The following is a 19,259-nucleotide window of genomic DNA, read 5'->3' as shown; positions in this document are numbered from 1 at the left end:
GCGGTTGCGGGCCGACACGCCGGCGGCACCCGTCAAACATCGGGAAACTCGGCGGCCGCGGCTGGGAACGGTGCCGCGGCTGGCCCCCTGCACACCTGTTACCTGTTCCCGCTGCGCAATTCAGTTGTGCACAATTGAATTGCACACAACTAAATTGTGCAGTAGGGTGGAATCATGACCACCTCAGAAGAGGCCCGCACGGGCGGCCCGGAAGCGCTCCGCCTGAACCGGCAGGTGTGCTTTGCGATGTACTCTGCCTCACGTGCCGCCACGGCCGCCTACCGGCCCATGCTCGAGGAGCTCGGGCTGACCTACCCGCAGTACCTCGCCATGCTGGTGCTCTGGGAAGCGGAGCCGCGCAGCGTGCGTGAACTGGGGGAGGAGCTGGGCCTGGACTCCGGCACGCTCTCGCCGCTGCTCAAGCGGCTCGAAGCGCTCGGCCTCGTCCAGCGCCGCCGCTCCGCCGAGGACGAGCGCCGCGTGGAGATCTTCCTGACCGACGCCGGCGCCGCCCTGAGCGCCAAGGCCAGCGGTATCCCGCAGCGACTGGCAGACGCCGCCGGGCTCACCGCCGCGGAACTGGACCAGCTCCGCGACACCCTGGGCCGGCTGACGAACGCGCTTCACGCCTCCCATTAAGCCCTTCCCTTAAGCCCTTCCCCCTCCACCACCCTTCCCAGGCCCACACGGCCGACGTCGAAATCGCGGGAGGCGTGCCAACTCGCCGGAAATTTACGGCGACTCCGCAGGCTTCCGGCGAGTTCCCACTGAACCCCTTCTTCCCGCCGACAGAACGGAAACCCCATGAAGACCCTTTACACAGCAGAGGCCCTGGCCTCCGGCGAAGGCCGCGACGGCACCGCCATCAGCAAGGACGGCAAGCTGAGCGTCACCCTTGCCAGCCCGGTCGAACTCGGCGGTGACGGCGCGGGCACCAACCCCGAACAGCTCTTTGCCGCCGGTTACGCGGCGTGCTTCCACTCCGCCCTGCGCCTGGTGGGACGCAAGGAACGCGCCGACCTGACGGACTCCGCCGTCGCCGCCAAGATCCACTTCGGCGCCCTCGAGGACGGTGCCGGCTATGGTCTGGCCGCCGAACTTGAGATCGCCCTGCCCGCCGTGGACCGGGACACGGCCGAGGCCCTCGTGGCCAAGGCCCACCAGATCTGCCCGTACTCCAACGCCACCCGCGGCAACATCACTGTCGACATCACCATCCTGGAGGTAGCCGCATGAGCAACAACACCGAAACTCTCACCCTTCCCGCCACCACGCGCGAGATCCAGCTTGCGTCCCGCCCCCACGGCCGCCCCGTCCCGGCGAACTTCCGCCTCGCCGAGTCGGCGCTGCCAGAACTGCAGGACGGCCAGGTCCTGGTCCGCAACCTGTTCATCTCGGTGGACCCGTACATGCGCGGACGCATGAACGACGTCAAGTCCTACTCCGCGCCGTTTGCGCTGGATAGCGCCCTCGACGGCGGCGCCGTCGGCGAAGTCATCGCGTCCCGGGCCGAAGGGCGCGCTGTGGGCGACACGGTGGTGCACGGCCTCGGCTGGCGCGAATACGCCGTCGTCGATGCAGCGGCCACCACGGTGGCGCGCACCGATCTTGCCCCCGCGTCAGCATTCCTCGGCGCCCTCGGCATGACCGGGCTGACCGCCTACGCGGGACTGCTGAAGGTCGCGGAATTCAAGCCCGGCGACGCCGTGTTCGTCTCGGGCGCCGCCGGCGCGGTCGGCTCGCTTGTCGGGCAGATCGCGAAGGCCATGGGCGCGTCCAGGGTGATCGGCAGCGCCGGCTCGCCGGAAAAGGTGGCACGCCTGCTCGAACTCGGCTTCGACGCCGCGTTCAACTACCACGACGGCCCCGTGGCGGAACAGCTCGCCGCGGCCGCGGGTGAGCGCGGGATCGACGTCTACTTCGACAACGTCGGCGGCGAGCACCTCGAAGCCGCGCTGTCCGCCCTCACGGTCGGTGGCCGGGTGGCCATGTGCGGGGCCATCGCCCAGTACAACGCGACCGAGCCCACGCCGGCGCCGCGGAACCTCATGCTGGCGATCGGCAAGCAGCTGACGCTCAAGGGCTTCCTGGTGGGCGGCTACTGGCAGCACATGGCCGAGTTCGTCGAGACCATGTCCGGCTGGCTGGCCGACGGAACGGTCCGCTACGACGAGACGGTGGTGGACGGGCTGGAAAACGCCCCGCAGGCCTTCATGGACCTGCTCGACGGCGCCAACACCGGCAAGATGCTCGTGCGGCTGTAGCCTGACACCCGGCAATCGCCGTGCCGCCACATACGCCTCCGGCGCCGGTTCCTGCGGGGACCGGCGCCGGAGGCGTATGTGGTCGCGGCGGGCACCGGCTACCTCTAGGTAACAAGTTCTCAACAATCTGGGCATTCGCCGGGACGTGTGTTATCGGGACGTGGCGCAGGCCACTACAGTAGCTTGCATCAGTGCGCCTCGGCGCAGTGCTGCGAAATCCATCAGTGACAACAGAGATCAGCGGAACACCGCAGACAGACACTCATTGAACTTCCGTCGTAGCGCCTACTCTTTCTTCCTGGAGGAAAATTGAAGAACTCTCTGCGTGCCACCTTTAAGCGCGGATCAATGGCCGGCGTCGCCACCGCGGGCGCGGCTGCACTCCTGCTGACCGGTTGCGGGGCTGCCCCGGAGGCCAGCACCGCCACCCAGACCGCCAGCGACTTCAAGGGCTGCATCGTGTCCGACTCGGGTGGGTTCGACGACCAGTCGTTCAACCAGTCCTCCTACGAGGGCCTGAAGAAGGCCGAGAAGGATCTTGGCATCAAGACGGCCGAGGCCGAGTCCAAGACCAACAACGACTTCGAGCCCAACCTGCGCGCCATGGTCTCCGCCGGCTGCAACCTGACCATCACGGTCGGCTTCCTGCTCGGTGACGCCACCAAGGCCCAGGCCACCGCGAACCCGGACAAGCACTTCGCCATCATCGACTTCGGCTACGAAACCCCGGTCGCCAACGTCAAGCCGATCATCTACGACACCGCCCAGGCCGCATTCCTGGCCGGCTACCTCGCAGCCGGCACCACCAAGACCGGAACGGTCGCCACCTTCGGCGGCATCAAGATCCCCACGGTCACCATCTTCATGGACGGCTACGCCGACGGCGTGAAGTACTACAACGAGAAGAAGGGCAAGGACGTCAAGGTCCTTGGCTGGGACAAGGCCAAGCAGGACGGCTCCTTCACCGGCGACTTCGAAAAGCAGGACAAGGGCAAGCAGTTCACCCAGAACTTCCTGGACCAGGGCGCCGACATCGTCATGCCCGTCGCCGGTCCGGTCGGCAAGGGTGCAGGCGCGGCCCTGCAGGAAGCCAAGGCAGCCGGCAAGGACGTCAAGCTCATCTGGGTTGACTCTGACGGCTTCCTCACGGCACCGGACTACAAGGACATCATGCTCTCGTCCGTCATGAAGCAGATGGGCGAGGCCGTCGAGACGGTGGTCAAGCAGGACAAGGACGGCCAGTTCACCAACAAGCCGTACATCGGCACCCTCGCGAACGACGGAGTTCAGCTTGCCCCGTTCCACGACATGGATTCCCAGGTTCCGGCCGAACTGAAGTCCGAGCTGGACCAGATCAAGAAGGACATCGCCGACGGCAAGCTGAAGGTTGAATCTGCAGCCAGCCCGAAAGCCTAACTTCCTCCGCTAAGCGCCACGGCCCGTCCGGTCACCACCGCACGGGCTGTGGCGCTTTTCGTTGCAGCCCTTAGTGCCTCAGATCCCAGGCACTAAGCTGGTGCTGCAGCGCCCCTACGCGTCCGGACCAAGCCTTCCGGACACCTCGAGATTGGTCAGAGTTTTGAAACTTGAACTCAAGGGCATTACCAAACGCTTCGGCTCCCTGGTAGCAAACGATCACATCGATGTGGTTGTTGAACCCGGGCAGATCCACTGTCTGCTCGGTGAGAACGGCGCTGGCAAGTCCACGCTGATGAACGTCCTCTACGGACTGTACGAGCCCACAGAGGGCGAAATCCTCATCGACGACAAACCGGTCACGTTCCGCGGCCCCGGCGACGCCATGGCGGCCGGCATCGGCATGGTGCACCAGCACTTCATGCTGGTCCCCGTCTTCACCGTCGCGGAGAACGTTGCCCTGGGAGCGGAGACCACCAAGACCGGCGGATTCCTGGACCTGGATGACACCCGCCGGAAAATCCGGGAGATCTCCGACCGGTACGGTTTCGACGTCGACCCCGACGCGCTGATCGAAGACCTCCCCGTGGGCGTGCAGCAGCGCGTGGAGATCATCAAGGCACTGGTCCGCGACGCCAAGGTGCTCATCCTCGATGAGCCCACGGCCGTGCTGACCCCGCAGGACACCGATGAACTGCTGGACATCATGCGCCAGCTCAAGAGCCACGGCACGTCGATCGTCTTCATTTCCCACAAGCTGCGTGAGGTGAAGGCCGTTTCGGACACCATCACCGTCATCCGGCGCGGCAAGGTAGTGGGCTCGGCCGATCCCGGCGCCTCGACCACCGAGCTGGCCTCCATGATGGTGGGCCGGGCCGTGAGCCTGACCCTGGACAAGGCTCCCGCGAATCCGCAGGAGACCACGTTCGAGGTCAAGGACCTCACCGTCATCGCCCCCAACGGCCAGCACGTGGTGGACGGGATCAGCTTTGGAATCGCCCGCGGCGAGATCCTCGCCGTCGCCGGCGTCCAGGGCAACGGCCAGACGGAACTGACCGAAGCCATTTTGGGCCTGCACGAGCGGGTCCACGGCTCGATCACCCTCGACGGCGAAGAACTCGTGGGCCGCAGCGTCAAGGAGGTCCTCAACGCCGGCGTCGGGTTCGTCCCGGAGGACCGTTCCCTCGACGGGCTGATCGGCACGTTCTCCATCGCCGAGAACCTGATCCTGGACCGCTACGACCAGGCGCCGTTCGCCAAGGGCATCAGCATGAGCCCGGCCAAGGTCCTGGAGAACGCCAAGACCCGGATCGCGGAATTCGACGTCCGCACCCCGTCCGGCTCACTGGCAGCCGGCACCCTGTCCGGCGGCAACCAGCAGAAGGTCGTCATGGCCCGGGAGCTCTCCCGGCCGCTGCGGCTCTTCATCGCCTCCCAGCCCACCCGCGGCGTGGACGTGGGCTCCATCGAGTTCCTGCACAAGCGGATCGTCGCGGAGCGGGACCACGGCACGCCCGTCATGATCGTCTCCACCGAACTGGACGAGGTGATTGAACTCGCCGACCGGATCGCCGTGCTGTACAAGGGCCGGCTGGTCGGGATCGTCCCGTCCGGCACCGGGCGTGACGTCCTGGGCCTGATGATGGCCGGCGTTTCCCCGGACGAGGCCCAGGCCGACGCCGGAGGCAGGCACTCGGCCCGATCCCTTTCTGAAAACCCGGCCGCGAACGCAGCAGAAAACCCGGCCGGCACCCCGGCCGAAAACCCCGCAACGAAGCCGGCCATGAACCCGGCCCCCGCCGCCCCGTCCGTGCAGGAGCCCGGCTCCGGCGCCGTAGGAGACCCCCATGAGTGAGAACACCGAGCCGCGGTCCGCGGCCGCACCGGACCCGGACCAACTTCCGGCATCGCAGGCCACCGACGTGGAGCCTGAACCGCTCGAGGACGATGCAGACTTCGTCACCTCGCTGGACACCGCGGGAGGCGCCCACCAGCCATCGGCCGTTCCGGTCTCGACCCAGAGCGGCGCTCTTCCGGGTGCCCCGGAAGAGGAGTCGCTGCTGCGCAAGATCTTCACCGGCAACGGCATCGTGACCATCCTGGCGGTGCTGCTCGCGCTGATCCTGGGCGGTCTGCTCATCGCCATGACGGACAAGGTTGTCGGCACCACCGCGGGCTATCTCTTTGCCCGGCCCAGTGACTTCCTCATCGCAGTCTGGTCCGCCGCCACAGATTCGTACGTCGCCCTCTTCCAGGGCGCGGTCTTCAACCCCCGCGGGAACGGCGTGGCCGGACAGTTCGCCCCCCTCATGGAGACGCTGACCATCGCCACCCCGCTGATCACCGCCGGCCTCGGCGTCGCCCTGGCCTTCCGCGCGGGCCTGTTCAACATCGGTGCGCAGGGCCAGATCATCATGGCCGGCATCCTCGCCTCGTGGGTCGGCTTCGCGCTGCACCTGCCGCTGGGGATACACCTGCTGCTGGTCCTGGTGGCCGGCGTCATCGGCGGCGCCGTCTGGGGCGGCATCGTCGGCGTGCTCAAAGCCCGGACCGGCGCCCACGAGGTCATCGTGACCATCATGTTCAACTACATCGCACTCTATTTCCTGCGCTACCTGCTCGACACGGACTTGTTCCAGCGTCCGGGGGCGGACACACCGATATCGCCCATCGTGGACCCCAGCGCCGCGTACCCGCTGATCTTCGGCAGCCAGTACCGGCTGCACCTGGGATTCCTGCTGGCCATCGCGGCCACCGTGTTTGTTTCGTGGCTGCTGAACCGCTCCACGCTCGGTTTCGAATTCCGTGCCGTCGGGGCCAACCCCAAGGCGGCCCTGACCGCCGGCATCAACGTCTCCCGGGCCACCATTCTGGTGATGACCATTGCCGGTGGCCTGGCCGGCCTGGCCGGCGTGGCACAGGTGGCGGGCACCGAAAAGGTCCTGACCGACGGTGTCGCGGCAACCTACGGCTTTGACGCGATCACGGTCGCGCTGCTGGGACGGTCCTCGCCATGGGGCACCTTCGCCGCCGGCCTGCTGTTCGGGGCCTTCCGCGCAGGCGCTGTCCAGATGCAGATCCAGACCGGAACTCCGATCGACATCGTGCTCGTGGTCCAGTCGCTCATCGTGCTGTTCATCGCGGCGCCGCCGCTGGTCCGGGCGATCTTCGGACTCAACCCGCGCAAGAAGAAGGCCGCGACCGCCGGCAAAACCAAGCAGGCCGCAACCACCGGAGGTGCCGCATGAGCACAACAGCAACCTCGCCCGTTGAAGGAAAACCACAGCCGGAGAAGAACCACAGGCCGACGGTGTCCGCCAAGCCCGTGACTTGGAAGTTGCCGGTCACGCTTGCGGTTCTGGCCACCATCGCCTTCATCTTCTTCGGACTGCTGGGCCCGCAGGCGAACGCCAAGTTCGGGGTTTCATCCAGCGGAGACTTCTTCCAGCTCCCGGCGATCGAAGTACCCGCGTTCCTGTCCGGCATGGTGCTCTCCCTGATCCTGCTGGTCCTCGCGGGCTACGCCCTGGTCCTGAAGGCGAGAGCGAACCGGCGGCCCCCGCGCTGGGTGCCGGCCGTGTTCACCGTCGTTTTCGTGGTCGCCTTCCTGATCTGGGTGGTGGGCGGCGCGCGGACCCCCAGTATTTCGCTGGCAGGCCTCATCGCCGGATCCGTGACCCTCGCCGTGCCGATCGTCTTCGGCTCCCTCTCAGGTGTGCTGTGCGAACGCGCCGGCGTCGTTAACATCGCCATCGAAGGCCAGCTCCTGGGCGGTGCCTTCACGGCCGCGCTCGTCGCCAGCCTGACGCACAACCCCTACCTGGGCCTGCTTGCGGCGGCCGTGGCGGGCGCCCTTGTGTCGGTGGTGCTGGCAGTGTTCAGCATCAAGTACGTGGTCAACCAGATCATCGTTGGCGTCGTGCTCAACGTCCTGGTCTCCGGGCTCACCGGCTTCCTGTTCACCACGGTGATGCAGTCGGACCCCGAGAAATACAACTCGCCCGCCGAGCTGCCCATCATCGATATCCCGGTCCTGTCCAGCATCCCCGTGATCGGGCCCATCCTCTTCAAACAGTCCGTGGTGGGCTACCTGATGTACGTGGCGGTCATCGTGATCTGGGTCGCATTGTTCAAGACGAAGTGGGGCCTGCGCGTCCGTGCCGTGGGCGAGCACCCGCAGGCGGCCGACACCCTGGGCATCAAGGTCAACGCGACCCGCTTCTGGAACGTCACTCTCGGCGGCGCCGTCGCCGGGATCGGCGGATCGTTCTTCACCCTTGTGGCGATCGACAGCTTCACCAAGGAAATCTCCGGCGGCCGCGGCTTCATTGCCCTCGCCGCCATGATCCTGGGCCGCTGGAACCCGATCGGGGCGTTCTTCGCGGCGCTGCTGTTCGGCTTCGCCGACAACCTGCAGAGCATCGTGACGATCATCGGCACCCCGGTGCCGAGCCAGTTCATGGCCATGCTGCCGTACGTGGTGACCGTGTTTGCCGTGGCCGGGCTCGTCGGCCGCTCCCGGCCGCCGGCCGCTGACGGCATACCGTACATCAAGGGCTGAGAATGGACAGCACCGACGTCGACTGGGCTGCACTCGAAGCCGCGGCAGTCTCCGCCATGAAGAACGCCTATGCGCCGTATTCGAAGTTTCCGGTGGGGGCCGCGGCCCTCACCGGAGACGGGCGGATCGTCAGCGGCTGCAATGTCGAAAACGCCAGCTACGGGCTGACCTTGTGCGCCGAGTGCGCCCTGGTGGGCAACCTGCAGATGACCGGCGGGGGGCGGCTGCGCGCCTTCTACTGCGTCGACGCCGGCGGGAATGTCCTCATGCCGTGCGGGCGCTGCCGCCAGCTGCTCTACGAATTCCGGGCTCCGGACATGGAGCTCATGACCACGCAGGGAATCAAGACCATGGACCAGGTCCTTCCCGATGCCTTTGGCCCCCAACACCTGGAGGAACCCCGGTGACACAAACGACACAGAGCCCCAACAACAGTGAAGCTTTCGACGCCGTCGACATCATCCGCATCAAGCGGGACAAGGGTGTGCTTAGCCCGGCCCAGATCGACTGGACAATCGACGCGTACACCCGCGGCGCCATCGCCGACGAACAGATGGCCGCCCTGAACATGGCCATCCTGCTCAACGGCATGGACCGGGCCGAGATCTCCCGCTGGACGGCGGCCATGATCGCCTCCGGCGAGCGGATGGACTTCTCCAGCCTGCGGCGGCCCGACGGCGGCGTGAAGGCGACGTCGGACAAGCACTCCACCGGCGGCGTCGGGGATAAGATCACCCTGCCGCTGGCTCCGCTTGTGGCGGTGTTTGGCGTGGCCGTGCCGCAGCTCTCGGGCCGCGGCCTCGGCCACACCGGCGGCACCCTGGACAAGCTCGAGGCCATCCCGGGCTGGCGTGCGGCCCTGAGCAATGACGAGATGATGGCCCAGCTCCAGGACGTCGGCGCCGTCATTTGCGCGGCCGGGGCCGGGCTGGCCCCGGCGGATAAGAAGCTCTACGCGCTCCGCGATGTCACCGGGACCGTGGAGGCCATCCCGCTGATTGCCTCCTCGATCATGAGCAAGAAGATCGCGGAAGGCACCGGCTCGCTGGTGCTCGACGTCAAGGTGGGCAGCGGCGCGTTCATGAAGGACGAGGCCCGCGCCCGCGAACTGGCCGAGACCATGGTGGCGCTGGGCAAGGACGCCGGCGTCAACACGGTGGCCCTGCTCACCAACATGAACACGCCGCTGGGCCTGACCGCGGGCAACGCGATCGAGGTCGAGGAATCCGTGGAGGTCCTCGCCGGCGGAGGCCCGGACGACGTCGTCGAACTCACCGTCCGGCTCGCGGAGGAAATGCTGGCATGCGCCGGCATCCGCGACGCCGATCCCCGGGCGGCACTCCGGGACGGCCGGGCCATGGACGTCTGGAACCGGATGATTGAGGCCCAGGGCGGAGACCCGCGTGCCAAGCTCCCGGTCGCCAAGGAATCCGAGGTCATCTACGCCCCGGCCGACGGCGTCCTGGTGGAGCTCGACGCGATGGCCGTCGGCGTCGCTGCCTGGCGGCTCGGCGCCGGACGCGCCCGCAAGGAGGACCAGGTCCAGGCCGGTGCCGGGGTGCGGATGCACGCCAAGCCCGGCGCCACGGTCAAGGCGGGCGAACCGCTCATGACCCTGCTGACGGACACCCCGGAGAAGTTCGAGCGTGCCAAGGAAGCGCTCGAACACGCCGCCGTGATCGCCCCCGAGGGCTCCCGGCCCGCCCAGAAGCTCATCATCGACCGCATCGCCTAACCCCGTTGCCCTATCCCTTATGGCGCCCAAAACCTGGGGATAACAGCCGTACGTGACAGGACAACGGCGGCCGGAGCCGGCGGTACACTGACTCCACAGCAGTACCCGTCAAGCGCAGGCCCGGTTCCGGCCGAGCCTGCGCTTGGATCGATCTGGCCCCGCCGCGCGTTAGGAAGCTGTGCAGGCAATCAACGACTTCATCCTTGCCGCCGCAGGGCAACCCTGGGTCCTCGTCCTGGTTTTCGCCTGCTGCGTGATCGACGGCTTCTTCCCCCCGATTCCGAGCGAATCGGTGGTGGTGGGCCTGGCTGCAGTCGCCGCCACGGCGGGCGTCCCCACCCCTCTGCTCCTGATCGCAACGGCTGCCGCAGGGGCTCTGGTGGGCGACAACATGGCCTACCTGATCGGCCGCGGGACCGGAACCCGGCGCTGGGCGTGGCAGCGCGGCCCGCGCATGCAGGCGGCCTTCCGCTGGGCCGGCCGGGAACTGCGGAAACGGCCTGCCTCACTGATCCTTGTGGCGCGCTTCGTCCCGATCGGGCGGGTGGCCGTTAACCTGACCGCCGGTGCCACTCACTACCCGTGGCGCAGATTCGTCAGCCTGACGGTGCTCTCGGCGCTGCTGTGGGCCAGCTACTCGGTGGGGATCGGCCTGACTGTTGGTCCGTGGTTTGAGAAGAACCACGTGCTGGGAGCGGCAATTGCCATCGTCTGCGCGATCGTCCTGGGCGTCGTCCTGGACCGCGTGATCAGCAGGGTGCGCGGCCGTGCACCGGAGGAACCGACGCATTCCGTGCCGCCCGCCGAGTCCTAGGCGGATTGGCCCGCCCATGGGACACTTAGGAGCGATTTGGGTCACGTTTGTTGGCCGCATGTCGTGCAAAGTTTCGTCCATAGTTCTACCCACTGTCATCGCGAGTACGTTACGGCTTAGTTGTCCGTTCCCAGTCATCAAGGAGGACCACCTGCATGGAGTTCATTAACGAGGCCGTGCTCCATGCCGCTGGCCAGTGGTGGATCTACCCCCTCCTGCTGGTTTTCTTCTTCGTGGACGGCTTCGCGATGGTGGTCCCGAGCGAGACCCTGATCGTTGCCCTGGCGGCGTACTCCGTGCACAGCGGCCAGCCCAACCTGTGGATCCTGGGCCTCACGGCGCTCGTGGGAGCCATGGCCGGCGACAACATGGCCTACATGCTCGGCCGCAAGATTGGCCTCGAGCGGTTCCGCTGGATGCGCAAGCCAAAGGTGCAGAAAGTCTTTGGCTGGGCACACTACGAACTTGAGAAGCGCGGCGCCGTCCTGATCTTCACCGCCCGGTACATTCCGTGGGGCCGCGTCGCCGTCAACTACGTGGCGGGCACGACGGCGTTTCCGCACCGCCGGTTCTTCTTCCTGGACGGCTTCGCCTGCCTGACGTGGGTCGCCTACTCCATCGGCATCGGCGTCCTGGCCAGTTCCTTCCCGTGGCTGCACCACAACCCGTTGCTCAGCGCGGGCATCGCGGTGGTATTCGCCATTGTGCTCGGTGTCCTCATCGACCATCTCCTGCGCTGGTGGCACAAGCGCCTGGGCCGCCACGACACCGGTCCGGTCCCGTCCGAGACCGAATACGTCGCCGAACCGGCCTCCGGTGAGCGTGCTTCCGAGCTGCACGGCACGATGCTGGCCGGTCCGTCCGCTGAGTCCGGAGCGTCCGGAAAGTAGCTTCCGGCGCCCGGCGACCCTATGGTTGGAACGTGACTGAGACTATTCCTGACGCTGCCCCTGACCTCGACTTCGACCTGAAGGGCCTTCCCAAGGTTTCCCTTCACGACCACCTGGACGGCGGACTCCGCCCGGCCACCATCATTGACCTTGCTGAGGCCGTCGGCCACACCCTGCCGTCCACGGACCCCGTCGCACTGGGGGAGTGGTTCCGCGAATCCGCCGACTCCGGCTCCCTGGTCCGCTACCTGGAGACTTTCGACCACACCATCGCCGTGATGCAGACCAAGGAGGGCCTGTTCCGCGTCGCGAAGGAATTCGTCGAAGACCTGGCCGACGACGGCGTCGTGTACGGCGAGGTGCGCTGGGCGCCCGAACAGCACCTGCAGAAGGGCCTGAGCCTGGACGACGTGGTCGAAGCCGTGCAGGCCGGCCTCGAAGCCGGTGTGGACGCCGTGGCAGAGACCGGCCGCGATATCCAGGTGGGTCAGCTCATCACCGCCATGCGCCACGCCGACCGCGGCCAGGAGATCGCCGAACTGGCCGTCCGCCACCGCAACAACGGCGCCGTCGGCTTCGACATCGCCGGCGCCGAGGACGGCTTCCTGCCGTCCCGCTTCAAGGACGCCTTCACCTACCTGGCCCAGCACAACTTCCCTGCCACCGTCCACGCCGGCGAAGCCGCCGGCCTGGAAAGCATCCAGTCGGCCCTCGTCGACGGCCGGGCCCTGCGCCTGGGCCACGGCGTCCGGATCGCCGAGGACGTCACGATCGAATTCGAAGAGGACGAAGAGGCCGCCGACGCCGAAGGCCTCGACGACTCCGTCAACGACACCATCGGCATGGTGACCCTGGGCGAGCTCGCCAGCTGGGTGCGGGACCGTGGCATCGCCCTGGAGATCTGCCCCTCCTCCAACCTGCAGACCGGTGCCATTGCCGGCTTCGGTGAGGGCATCGAAAGCCACCCGCTGGACATGCTTTACCAGCTCGGCTTCAACGTCACCATCAACACCGACAACCGGCTCATGAGCGGCGTGACGCTGACCGACGAGTTCGAACTCCTGGTTGAGACGTTCGACTACGACCTCGATGACCTGCTGGAGCTGACGCTGAACGCGGCCGAGGCCGCCTTCCTGCCGCTCGAGGAGAAGGAAGCCCTGGTCGAATACATCAACGAGGCCTACTCCGATCTTGGCTAACGAGGACACATCACCCGTCCAGGGGCTCGTCGCTTTGATCGCGGCCCTGCGGGAGCATTGCCCCTGGATGGGTGCCCTCACCCACGAGTCTCTCGTGGAGTACCTCCTGGAGGAGGCCTATGAGGTGGCCGAGACCATCGAGACCGGCGCCGGCGACGCGGAACTGCAGTCTGAACTGGGGGACGTCCTGTTGCAGGTGGTGCTCCACGCCCGGCTCGCCGAGGAACGCGGCGCCTTTGACCTGGGCGATGTCGCCCGGGGCCTGAAGGCCAAGATGATCCGGCGCAACCCGCACGTGTTCCGGCCCGACGGCTCGCTGCAGGATTCCTTCCCGGCAACGGTGGAGGAGATCGTCCTGAAATGGGACGCCGTCAAGAAGGCCGAGATGCCCGAACGCGGCCACGTCTTCGACGGGGTTCCCGCCGCGCTGCCGGCCCTCGCACGGGCCCAAAAGCTCCTGGACCGCGCCGAACGCGCGGGCATGGCAGCGGCCGCCGGCCAAACCGCCGGCCAAACCGTCGTTGACCTCCCGGCCGCCGGCCAAACCGCCGTCGACCTCCCGGCCGCCGAGGAGGAACTCGGCGACTTGCTGTTCGGGATCGTGGCCGCTGCCCGGGCCGGCGGGCTCGACGCCGAACGCGCCCTCCGCGGCGCCCTGCGCCGGTTCCAGGACAGCACCGGCCCCAGGCCCTCGGCACAATAGTGCTGGCAGACTGGAGTCGGTACGGTAGCGGCACCATCATGACGTCCGGGGATTGGATAGGTTTCCGTAACTTATCCCGCTCTCGACTACGCTAGTAGCGACGACGACGTCGGCTTTTCCGCTTGATGTTCAGCCAGAGTCCAAGCAGTCAGATTCCCTGCAGATCGCTTCACCCAAAGGAGCATATCCATGGCGCTTATCGATGCCATCCACGCCCGCGAAATCCTCGATTCCCGTGGCAACCCGACCGTAGAAGTTGAAGTCCTGCTCTCGGACGGCCAGATCGGCCGCGCAGCAGTTCCCTCCGGCGCTTCCACCGGCGAGCACGAGGCCGTTGAACTTCGCGACGGCGACAAGGGCCGCTACCTCGGCAAGGGCGTCCAGAAAGCGGTCGACGCGGTCATCGACCAGATCGCCCCGGCCCTGACCGGCTTCGACGCGACCGACCAGCGCAGCATCGACCAGGCCATGATCGACCTGGACGGCACCCCCAACAAGGGCAAGCTCGGCGCCAACGCCATCCTGGGCGTGTCCCTGGCCGTGGCCAACGCCGCCGCCGCCTCCGCTGACCTGCCGCTGTACAAGTACCTGGGCGGGCCCAACGCGCACGTGCTGCCCGTGCCGCTGATGAACATCCTCAACGGTGGCTCGCACGCCGACTCCGACGTGGACATCCAGGAATTCATGATCGTCCCGATCGGCGCCGAGACCTTCTCCGAAGGCCTGCGCTGGGGCGTCGAGGTCTACCACAACCTCAAGTCCGTCCTGCAGGCCAAGGGCCTGTCCACCGGTCTGGGTGACGAGGGCGGCTTCGCGCCGAACCTGCCGTCCAACCGTGCCGCCCTGGACCTGATCCAGGAAGCCATCAAGAACGCCGGCTACACCCCGGGCAAGGACATCGCCCTGGCCCTCGACGTCGCCTCCTCCGAGTTCTTCAAGGACGGCGCCTACCAGTTCGAAGGCAAGGCACTTTCCGCCACCGAGATGAGCGCCTACTACGCCGAGCTCGTGGCCGACTACCCGCTCGTTTCCATCGAGGACCCGCTGGATGAGAACGACTGGGAAGGCTGGAAGACCCTCACCGACACCATCGGCGACAAGGTCCAGCTCGTGGGCGATGACCTCTTCGTCACGAACCCGGCCATCCTTCAGCGCGGCATCGACACCAAGACCGCGAACTCGCTGCTCGTCAAGGTCAATCAGATCGGTTCCCTGACCGAGACCCTGGACGCCGTGTCCCTGGCCCAGCGCGCCGGCTACACCACCATCACCTCACACCGCTCCGGCGAAACCGAGGACACCACCATTGCTGACATCTCCGTTGCCACCAACGCGGGACAGATCAAGACCGGTGCCCCGGCACGCTCCGAGCGCGTGGCCAAGTACAACCAGCTGCTGCGCATCGAAGAGGAACTCGACGACGCCGCACGGTACGCCGGCCGCAGCGCCTTCCCGCGTTTCAAGGGCTAGTTAGCCGCGAAAACCGGTAACCGGTGGCTATGGTTGAAAGACCATGGCCACCGGTTCTTTTTTGGTCCGCTTTTGAAGGAGTGACATGGCAACCCGACGCCCCAATGTTCCCCGGGCTACGCCTGCCGCCAAGGCTGCTGCTGCCAAGCCTGCGGCCACGGGCGTGGGGGCAGCAGCCGACGGCGGCGAGGTCATCCAGGCGGACTTTGGCGGCGCCCGCAGCGGCGCGGCGGCGCCGGACGGCGCTGCGCCTGCCCCGCCACGGGTATCAGCCCCCACAGGCAAGCCGGCCCCGAGCAGCTCCGGCGCCGCATCTGCGGCCAAACCCCGTCCCGCAACAGCCCCGGCAGGAGCACCGGCAAAGCCCGAGAGCCGCCCGGCGGCCGGGAAAGACGGCGCCAAGTCCGGCAGCAGGACCGACGCCAAGACCGGAGGCAAGAACCCGGGCCGGACCGCCGCAGGGGGCCCGGACGAATCCCTGGACCCCGTGCCCGCCAAAGCGTTCTCGGGCCGGCTGCTTGCCTTGGGTGTCGTCATGATTGCCATCACCATCCTGCTGGCCCCCACGGTCAAGATCTTCCTGGACAAACGCGCCGAAATCGCGGCGCTGCAGGCCGACATTGCGGCCAAGCAGACGAAGCAGGAGGACCTCAAACGCCAGGTGTCGCGGTGGCAGGATCCCAACTATGTGAAACAGCAGGCCCGCGACCGCATTAACATGGTTATGCCCGGAGAGACGGGCTACTGGGTATTCGGCAGCGATCTTCCTGCCGCGCAGTCCGGTGGCGCGGCGGGTGCAGCATCAGCACAAGACCCGGCCAACCTGCCCTGGGTGGACGCCCTCTGGGAGTCCATCAGGCGATCGGCAACAGACTAGAAGCGGCGCCCGCCGCCGGGATTGTCCCGCGGACAATCCGGAACAGGGCAGGAAGGTGCCACTCCCGTGGACGAGAACCGAGTGGACCAGAACCGAGCAGCCGGGAACAACGACGGGGCCAAGACCCCGGCACCACGGCACAGGGCAGACGCCCCGGAAGGCTCCCGCCAGCCGTCGCCGCACGATCTCGAGGTCCTCAGCCGCCAGTTGGGCCGGCCCGTGCGCGACGTCGTCGAAATCCCGGCCCGCTGCGTCTGCGGAAACCCGCTCGTCGCCGCCACGTCGCCGCGGCTCAGCAACGGTACGCCGTTCCCCACCACGTTTTACCTCACCCACCCGGTGATCACGTCGGCGGTATCGCGGCTGGAGGCCGCCGGTCTGATGAATGAAATGAACGACCGGCTCGCTGCCGACGCCGGCCTCGCGGCCCGGTACCGGTCCGCCCACGAGGCATATCTGGCCTCCCGTGCCGAGATCGGCGCACGCTCCGGCATCGGGGCCGTTCCCGAAATCGACGGCGTCTCCGCCGGCGGAATGCCGACCCGCGTCAAATGCCTGCACGTCCTCGTGGGGCATTCGCTGGCGGCCGGCCCGGGCGTGAACCCGCTGGGGGACGAATCGATCGCGGCCATCGCCGAATGGTGGACCGTGGAGCGCTGTTACTGCGACGGCGCCTGGGACACTGGCGGGGAGGCCCCGTCCCGGGACCTCAGCCGCCATGGCCCCCAAGGCCTGCCGGAGATCGTGGGCCGGCCCGCGCCGGTCCGCAAGTCCCGCGTCGACGCCGCCGGCGCCGCTGACACGGCCGCCACCGCCGGCGCCGCTGACACGACCGCCACCGCCGGCGCCGCTGAGACGGCCGGTACCACCGGCACGGGGGAGTCCAAGTGACCCGGGTCGCGGCCGTAGACTGCGGCACCAACTCCATCCGCCTGCTGATCGCAGATGTGAGCGCAGGCAGCGCAACAGGGCTGGCCACACCGCGGCTGACCGACATCGTGCGGGAAATGCGCGTGGTCCGGCTGGGCCAGGGCGTTGACTCCACAGGTGAACTGGCCCAGGAAGCGCTCGAGCGCACCTTCGCCGCGACCCGGGACTACGCTGCCCTCATCCGCGAGCACGGCGCCGAAAAGGTGCGCTTCGTGGCCACCTCCGCCACCCGCGATGCCCGCAACCGCCAGGTTTTCGTCGACGGCATCCGCGACATCCTCGGCGTCGAACCCGAGGTGATCACAGGCGACGAGGAAGCCGCGCTGTCCTTCGCCGGCGCCAGCAGTGTCCTGCCCTCCCGCGGGCAGGACCCCGTGCTGGTGGTGGACCTCGGCGGCGGCAGCACGGAGTTCGTGCTGGGCAACGCCGACGGCGTCATCGCGGCCCGCTCGGTCGACGTCGGCTGCGTCCGGATGACCGAACGGCACCTGCGCAGCGACCCGCCCACCGCGGATCAGATCGCAGCCGCGGAGGCCGACGTCGACGCCGCCATCAGCGAGGCGGCACAAACCGTTCCGCTGGAACGCACCACCGCCGTCGTCGGCGTGGCCGGCTCCGTCACCACCATCACCGCGCACGCGCTGCGCCTGCCGGAGTACTCGCCGGCCGCGATCCACGGCACCGAACTGGACCTGGATGCGATCCGGAAAGCCTGCACCGAGCTGCTCGAAATGACCCGGGAAGAGCGGGCCGCGCTGCCCTACATGCACCCCGGGCGGGTGGACGTGATCGGCGCCGGTGGCCTGGTCTGGCGGCGGGTCCTGCAGCGCCTGGCCGAGGTCACTGGCGGGCGCATCACCACGGCCGTGAGCAGCGAACACGATATTCTTGACGGAATTGCCCTCAGCATCCGATGATCCCGCCCCAGCAGCCGTGCCCCAGCGCGCGCCCGTGCCGCTGGTGCATCCGCCGATAGGACCTGAATGACCAGAGCAACAGCCCGGCGCCGCCGGACCGCCTCCGCGTTGATGGCCTTGGCCCTCGCCGGCGGGGCGTCCACGGCGGCGCTGACCCTGGCCGCGCCCGCCCACGCCGACTCCTGGCGGGACAAGGAATACTGGCTCGCCGAGTCCGGCATCACCAAAGCCTGGGACGTTTCCAAGGGAGCCGGGGTCAAGGTCGCCGTGATTGACAGCGGCGTGGACGGCCGGCATCCGGATTTGGGCGGCGTGCTCGCTGGCGGCGCGGACATTTCCGGCGCCGGCAAGGCCAATGGCCAGGAGAGTATCGGCGCCAAACCCGAACACGGCACGCTCGTGGCCACCATGCTCGCCGGGCGGGGGCACCAGGCGCCCGAGGCGACTGCCAAACCGAGCGCCAGCGCAACTGGCCCTGCCGCTGGCCCTGCCGTTGGACCTGACGGAGTTGTCGGCGTCGCCCCGGAAGCGCAGCTGTTGTCCGTCTCCACGTGGCTCGGTTCCGCCAACCCGGGCGGCAAGAGCGACCAGGACCAGATCCCGGAGGCAGTGCGCTGGGCCGTGGACAACGGCGCCCGCGTCATCAACATCTCCCTCGGCAGCACGTCGCCGGAATGGCCGCAGAGCTGGGACGCGGCATTCCTCTACGCCGAACAGAAGGACGTCGTGATCGTCGCCGCTGCGGGCAACCGGGTGGGCGGCAACGTCCAGGTCGGCGCCCCGGCCACCATCCCCGGGGTCCTGACGGTGGCAGGCCTGGACCGCGCGGGCGCGGCCAGCATCGACTCGTCCTCCCAGGGCATCAGCATCGGCGTCGCAGCTCCCGCCGAGGACCTGGTTGGCGGCCTGCCCGGCGGCGGCTACGCCGACTGGGCCGGCACCTCCGGAGCCACGCCCATCGTGTCCGGCGTCGCGGCCCTGATTCGCTCCAAATGGCCCGAAATGTCCGCCAGCCAGGTCATCAACCGGATCGTCACCACGGCCAAGGACGCCGGGGCGCCAGGGAAGGATCCGCTCTATGGCTTCGGCGTGCTGAACGCCGAGGCCGCACTCAAGGCCGATGTCCCGGAAACCAAAGTCAATCCGCTGGGGTCCATTTCGGACTGGATCCGGGTCCACCGGCGCGGAAACCTCGCCACGACGGCACCTGCCGCGGATCCCGCGCCCCCCAGCGCTGCGCCCACCCTGCCCGAAGCGACCGTGCCCGTCGCGGAGAAGCCGTCCCAGCTGGACAGCGCCGTGCCGGCCGCGGTGGTCCTGGGCTTCGGAGCCCTGCTCGTGGGAATCGTTGTGGCCGCCGCGTTCCAGCTGCGGGCCGCCATGCGCACGCCGCCGAAGGACGGCCCGGACGGGCCGGACGGGACCGGCAGGGCCGAACCCGAGGCCGTCAATCCGGTGGACTCCAGCAAGCCGTCATAGTTAG

18 protein-coding genes are annotated in these 19,259 nt (G+C 67.8%); all 18 read left to right on the top strand.

Annotated features, from left to right (window positions below):
* Nucleotides 1–174: 174 nt before the first annotated feature.
* The 18 genes from AC1DZV_RS13235 to AC1DZV_RS13150 all read left to right on the top strand — a co-directional run bounded on the left by AC1DZV_RS13235 (nt 175) and on the right by AC1DZV_RS13150 (nt 19,255).
* Entirely contained in the window at nt 175–639 is a 465-nt protein-coding gene (locus tag AC1DZV_RS13235) for a MarR family winged helix-turn-helix transcriptional regulator (protein ID WP_476950376.1), read from the top strand.
* 165 nt (nt 640–804) lie between these two features.
* A complete protein-coding gene (locus tag AC1DZV_RS13230) occupies nt 805–1,236 on the top strand; it encodes an organic hydroperoxide resistance protein (RefSeq protein WP_028277343.1) in 432 nt (143 codons plus the stop codon).
* The gene (locus tag AC1DZV_RS13225; RefSeq protein ID WP_476943522.1) at nt 1,233–2,264 is read left to right on the top strand and encodes an NADP-dependent oxidoreductase; all 1,032 of its coding nucleotides are present in this window, start codon (nt 1,233–1,235) and stop codon (nt 2,262–2,264) included. Before AC1DZV_RS13230 ends, AC1DZV_RS13225 begins: the two co-directional genes overlap by 4 nt.
* A 309-nt stretch (nt 2,265–2,573) precedes the next feature.
* Nucleotides 2,574–3,680 (top strand): BMP family lipoprotein, encoded by a 1,107-nt coding sequence (locus tag AC1DZV_RS13220; RefSeq protein ID WP_476950377.1) that lies wholly within the window; start codon nt 2,574–2,576, stop codon nt 3,678–3,680.
* A gap of 163 nt (nt 3,681–3,843) precedes the next feature.
* Nucleotides 3,844–5,535 (top strand): ABC transporter ATP-binding protein, encoded by a 1,692-nt coding sequence (locus AC1DZV_RS13215; RefSeq protein WP_476953877.1) that lies wholly within the window; start codon nt 3,844–3,846, stop codon nt 5,533–5,535.
* Nucleotides 5,528–6,928, top strand: coding sequence for an ABC transporter permease (locus AC1DZV_RS13210; RefSeq protein ID WP_028277346.1), 1,401 nt, complete (start codon nt 5,528–5,530; stop codon nt 6,926–6,928). Before AC1DZV_RS13215 ends, AC1DZV_RS13210 begins: the two co-directional genes overlap by 8 nt.
* Complete coding sequence (locus tag AC1DZV_RS13205; RefSeq protein WP_028277347.1) at nt 6,925–8,241, top strand: ABC transporter permease; 1,317 nt, start codon at nt 6,925–6,927, stop codon at nt 8,239–8,241. Before AC1DZV_RS13210 ends, AC1DZV_RS13205 begins: the two co-directional genes overlap by 4 nt.
* 2 nt (nt 8,242–8,243) lie before the next feature.
* Complete coding sequence (locus AC1DZV_RS13200) at nt 8,244–8,648, top strand: cytidine deaminase (protein ID WP_028277348.1); 405 nt, start codon at nt 8,244–8,246, stop codon at nt 8,646–8,648.
* Nucleotides 8,645–9,976 (top strand): thymidine phosphorylase, encoded by a 1,332-nt coding sequence (locus AC1DZV_RS13195; RefSeq protein ID WP_476953876.1) that lies wholly within the window; start codon nt 8,645–8,647, stop codon nt 9,974–9,976. Before AC1DZV_RS13200 ends, AC1DZV_RS13195 begins: the two co-directional genes overlap by 4 nt.
* Nucleotides 9,977–10,154: 178 nt before the next feature.
* Complete coding sequence (locus AC1DZV_RS13190; RefSeq protein WP_476953875.1) at nt 10,155–10,790, top strand: DedA family protein; 636 nt, start codon at nt 10,155–10,157, stop codon at nt 10,788–10,790.
* 155 nt (nt 10,791–10,945) lie between these two features.
* Nucleotides 10,946–11,680: a DedA family protein gene (locus tag AC1DZV_RS13185; RefSeq protein WP_476950381.1), complete on the top strand. Its 735-nt coding sequence runs from the start codon at nt 10,946–10,948 to the stop codon at nt 11,678–11,680.
* A gap of 32 nt (nt 11,681–11,712) precedes the next feature.
* On the top strand, nt 11,713–12,879 hold the full coding sequence (locus tag AC1DZV_RS13180; protein ID WP_476953874.1) for an adenosine deaminase: 1,167 nt from the start codon (nt 11,713–11,715) through the stop codon (nt 12,877–12,879).
* 67 nt (nt 12,880–12,946) lie between these two features.
* Nucleotides 12,947–13,582, top strand: coding sequence for a MazG nucleotide pyrophosphohydrolase domain-containing protein (locus tag AC1DZV_RS13175; RefSeq protein WP_476950477.1), 636 nt, complete (start codon nt 12,947–12,949; stop codon nt 13,580–13,582).
* A gap of 189 nt (nt 13,583–13,771) precedes the next feature.
* Nucleotides 13,772–15,052: a phosphopyruvate hydratase gene (gene eno, locus AC1DZV_RS13170; protein ID WP_018774732.1), complete on the top strand. Its 1,281-nt coding sequence runs from the start codon at nt 13,772–13,774 to the stop codon at nt 15,050–15,052.
* A gap of 85 nt (nt 15,053–15,137) precedes the next feature.
* Entirely contained in the window at nt 15,138–15,929 is a 792-nt protein-coding gene (locus AC1DZV_RS13165; RefSeq protein WP_476953873.1) for an FtsB family cell division protein, read from the top strand.
* A gap of 66 nt (nt 15,930–15,995) precedes the next feature.
* Nucleotides 15,996–16,820, top strand: a complete 825-nt coding sequence (locus tag AC1DZV_RS13160) for a DUF501 domain-containing protein (protein ID WP_476953872.1) — start codon at nt 15,996–15,998, stop codon at nt 16,818–16,820.
* A complete protein-coding gene (locus tag AC1DZV_RS13155) occupies nt 16,817–17,776 on the top strand; it encodes a Ppx/GppA phosphatase family protein (RefSeq protein ID WP_476953871.1) in 960 nt (319 codons plus the stop codon). The genes AC1DZV_RS13160 and AC1DZV_RS13155 overlap by 4 nt, the downstream gene beginning before the upstream one ends.
* 66 nt (nt 17,777–17,842) lie before the next feature.
* A complete protein-coding gene (locus tag AC1DZV_RS13150; RefSeq protein ID WP_476953870.1) occupies nt 17,843–19,255 on the top strand; it encodes a S8 family serine peptidase in 1,413 nt (470 codons plus the stop codon).
* Nucleotides 19,256–19,259 lie beyond the last annotated feature (4 nt).

The sequence above is a fragment of the Arthrobacter sp. P1_D12 genome (genome assembly GCF_056406175.1).
The sequence above is the reverse complement of the archived record's forward strand: the minus strand, read 5'-3'. Positions and strand labels throughout refer to the sequence as shown.

What these genes read in the sequence shown, in the direction of transcription:
- AC1DZV_RS13235 (WP_476950376.1), top strand. Translation starts at nt 175, where the DNA reads ATGACCACCTCAGAAGAGGCCCGCACGGGCGGCCCGGAAGCGCTCCGC.
- AC1DZV_RS13230 (WP_028277343.1), top strand. Translation starts at nt 805, where the DNA reads ATGAAGACCCTTTACACAGCAGAGGCCCTGGCCTCCGGCGAAGGCCGC.
- AC1DZV_RS13225 (WP_476943522.1), top strand. Translation starts at nt 1,233, where the DNA reads ATGAGCAACAACACCGAAACTCTCACCCTTCCCGCCACCACGCGCGAG.
- AC1DZV_RS13210 (WP_028277346.1), top strand. Translation starts at nt 5,528, where the DNA reads ATGAGTGAGAACACCGAGCCGCGGTCCGCGGCCGCACCGGACCCGGAC.
- AC1DZV_RS13205 (WP_028277347.1), top strand. Translation starts at nt 6,925, where the DNA reads ATGAGCACAACAGCAACCTCGCCCGTTGAAGGAAAACCACAGCCGGAG.
- AC1DZV_RS13200 (WP_028277348.1), top strand. Translation starts at nt 8,244, where the DNA reads ATGGACAGCACCGACGTCGACTGGGCTGCACTCGAAGCCGCGGCAGTC.
- AC1DZV_RS13185 (WP_476950381.1), top strand. Translation starts at nt 10,946, where the DNA reads ATGGAGTTCATTAACGAGGCCGTGCTCCATGCCGCTGGCCAGTGGTGG.
- AC1DZV_RS13175 (WP_476950477.1), top strand. Translation starts at nt 12,947, where the DNA reads ATGGGTGCCCTCACCCACGAGTCTCTCGTGGAGTACCTCCTGGAGGAG.
- eno (WP_018774732.1), top strand. Translation starts at nt 13,772, where the DNA reads ATGGCGCTTATCGATGCCATCCACGCCCGCGAAATCCTCGATTCCCGT.
- AC1DZV_RS13165 (WP_476953873.1), top strand. Translation starts at nt 15,138, where the DNA reads ATGGCAACCCGACGCCCCAATGTTCCCCGGGCTACGCCTGCCGCCAAG.
- AC1DZV_RS13150 (WP_476953870.1), top strand. Translation starts at nt 17,843, where the DNA reads ATGACCAGAGCAACAGCCCGGCGCCGCCGGACCGCCTCCGCGTTGATG.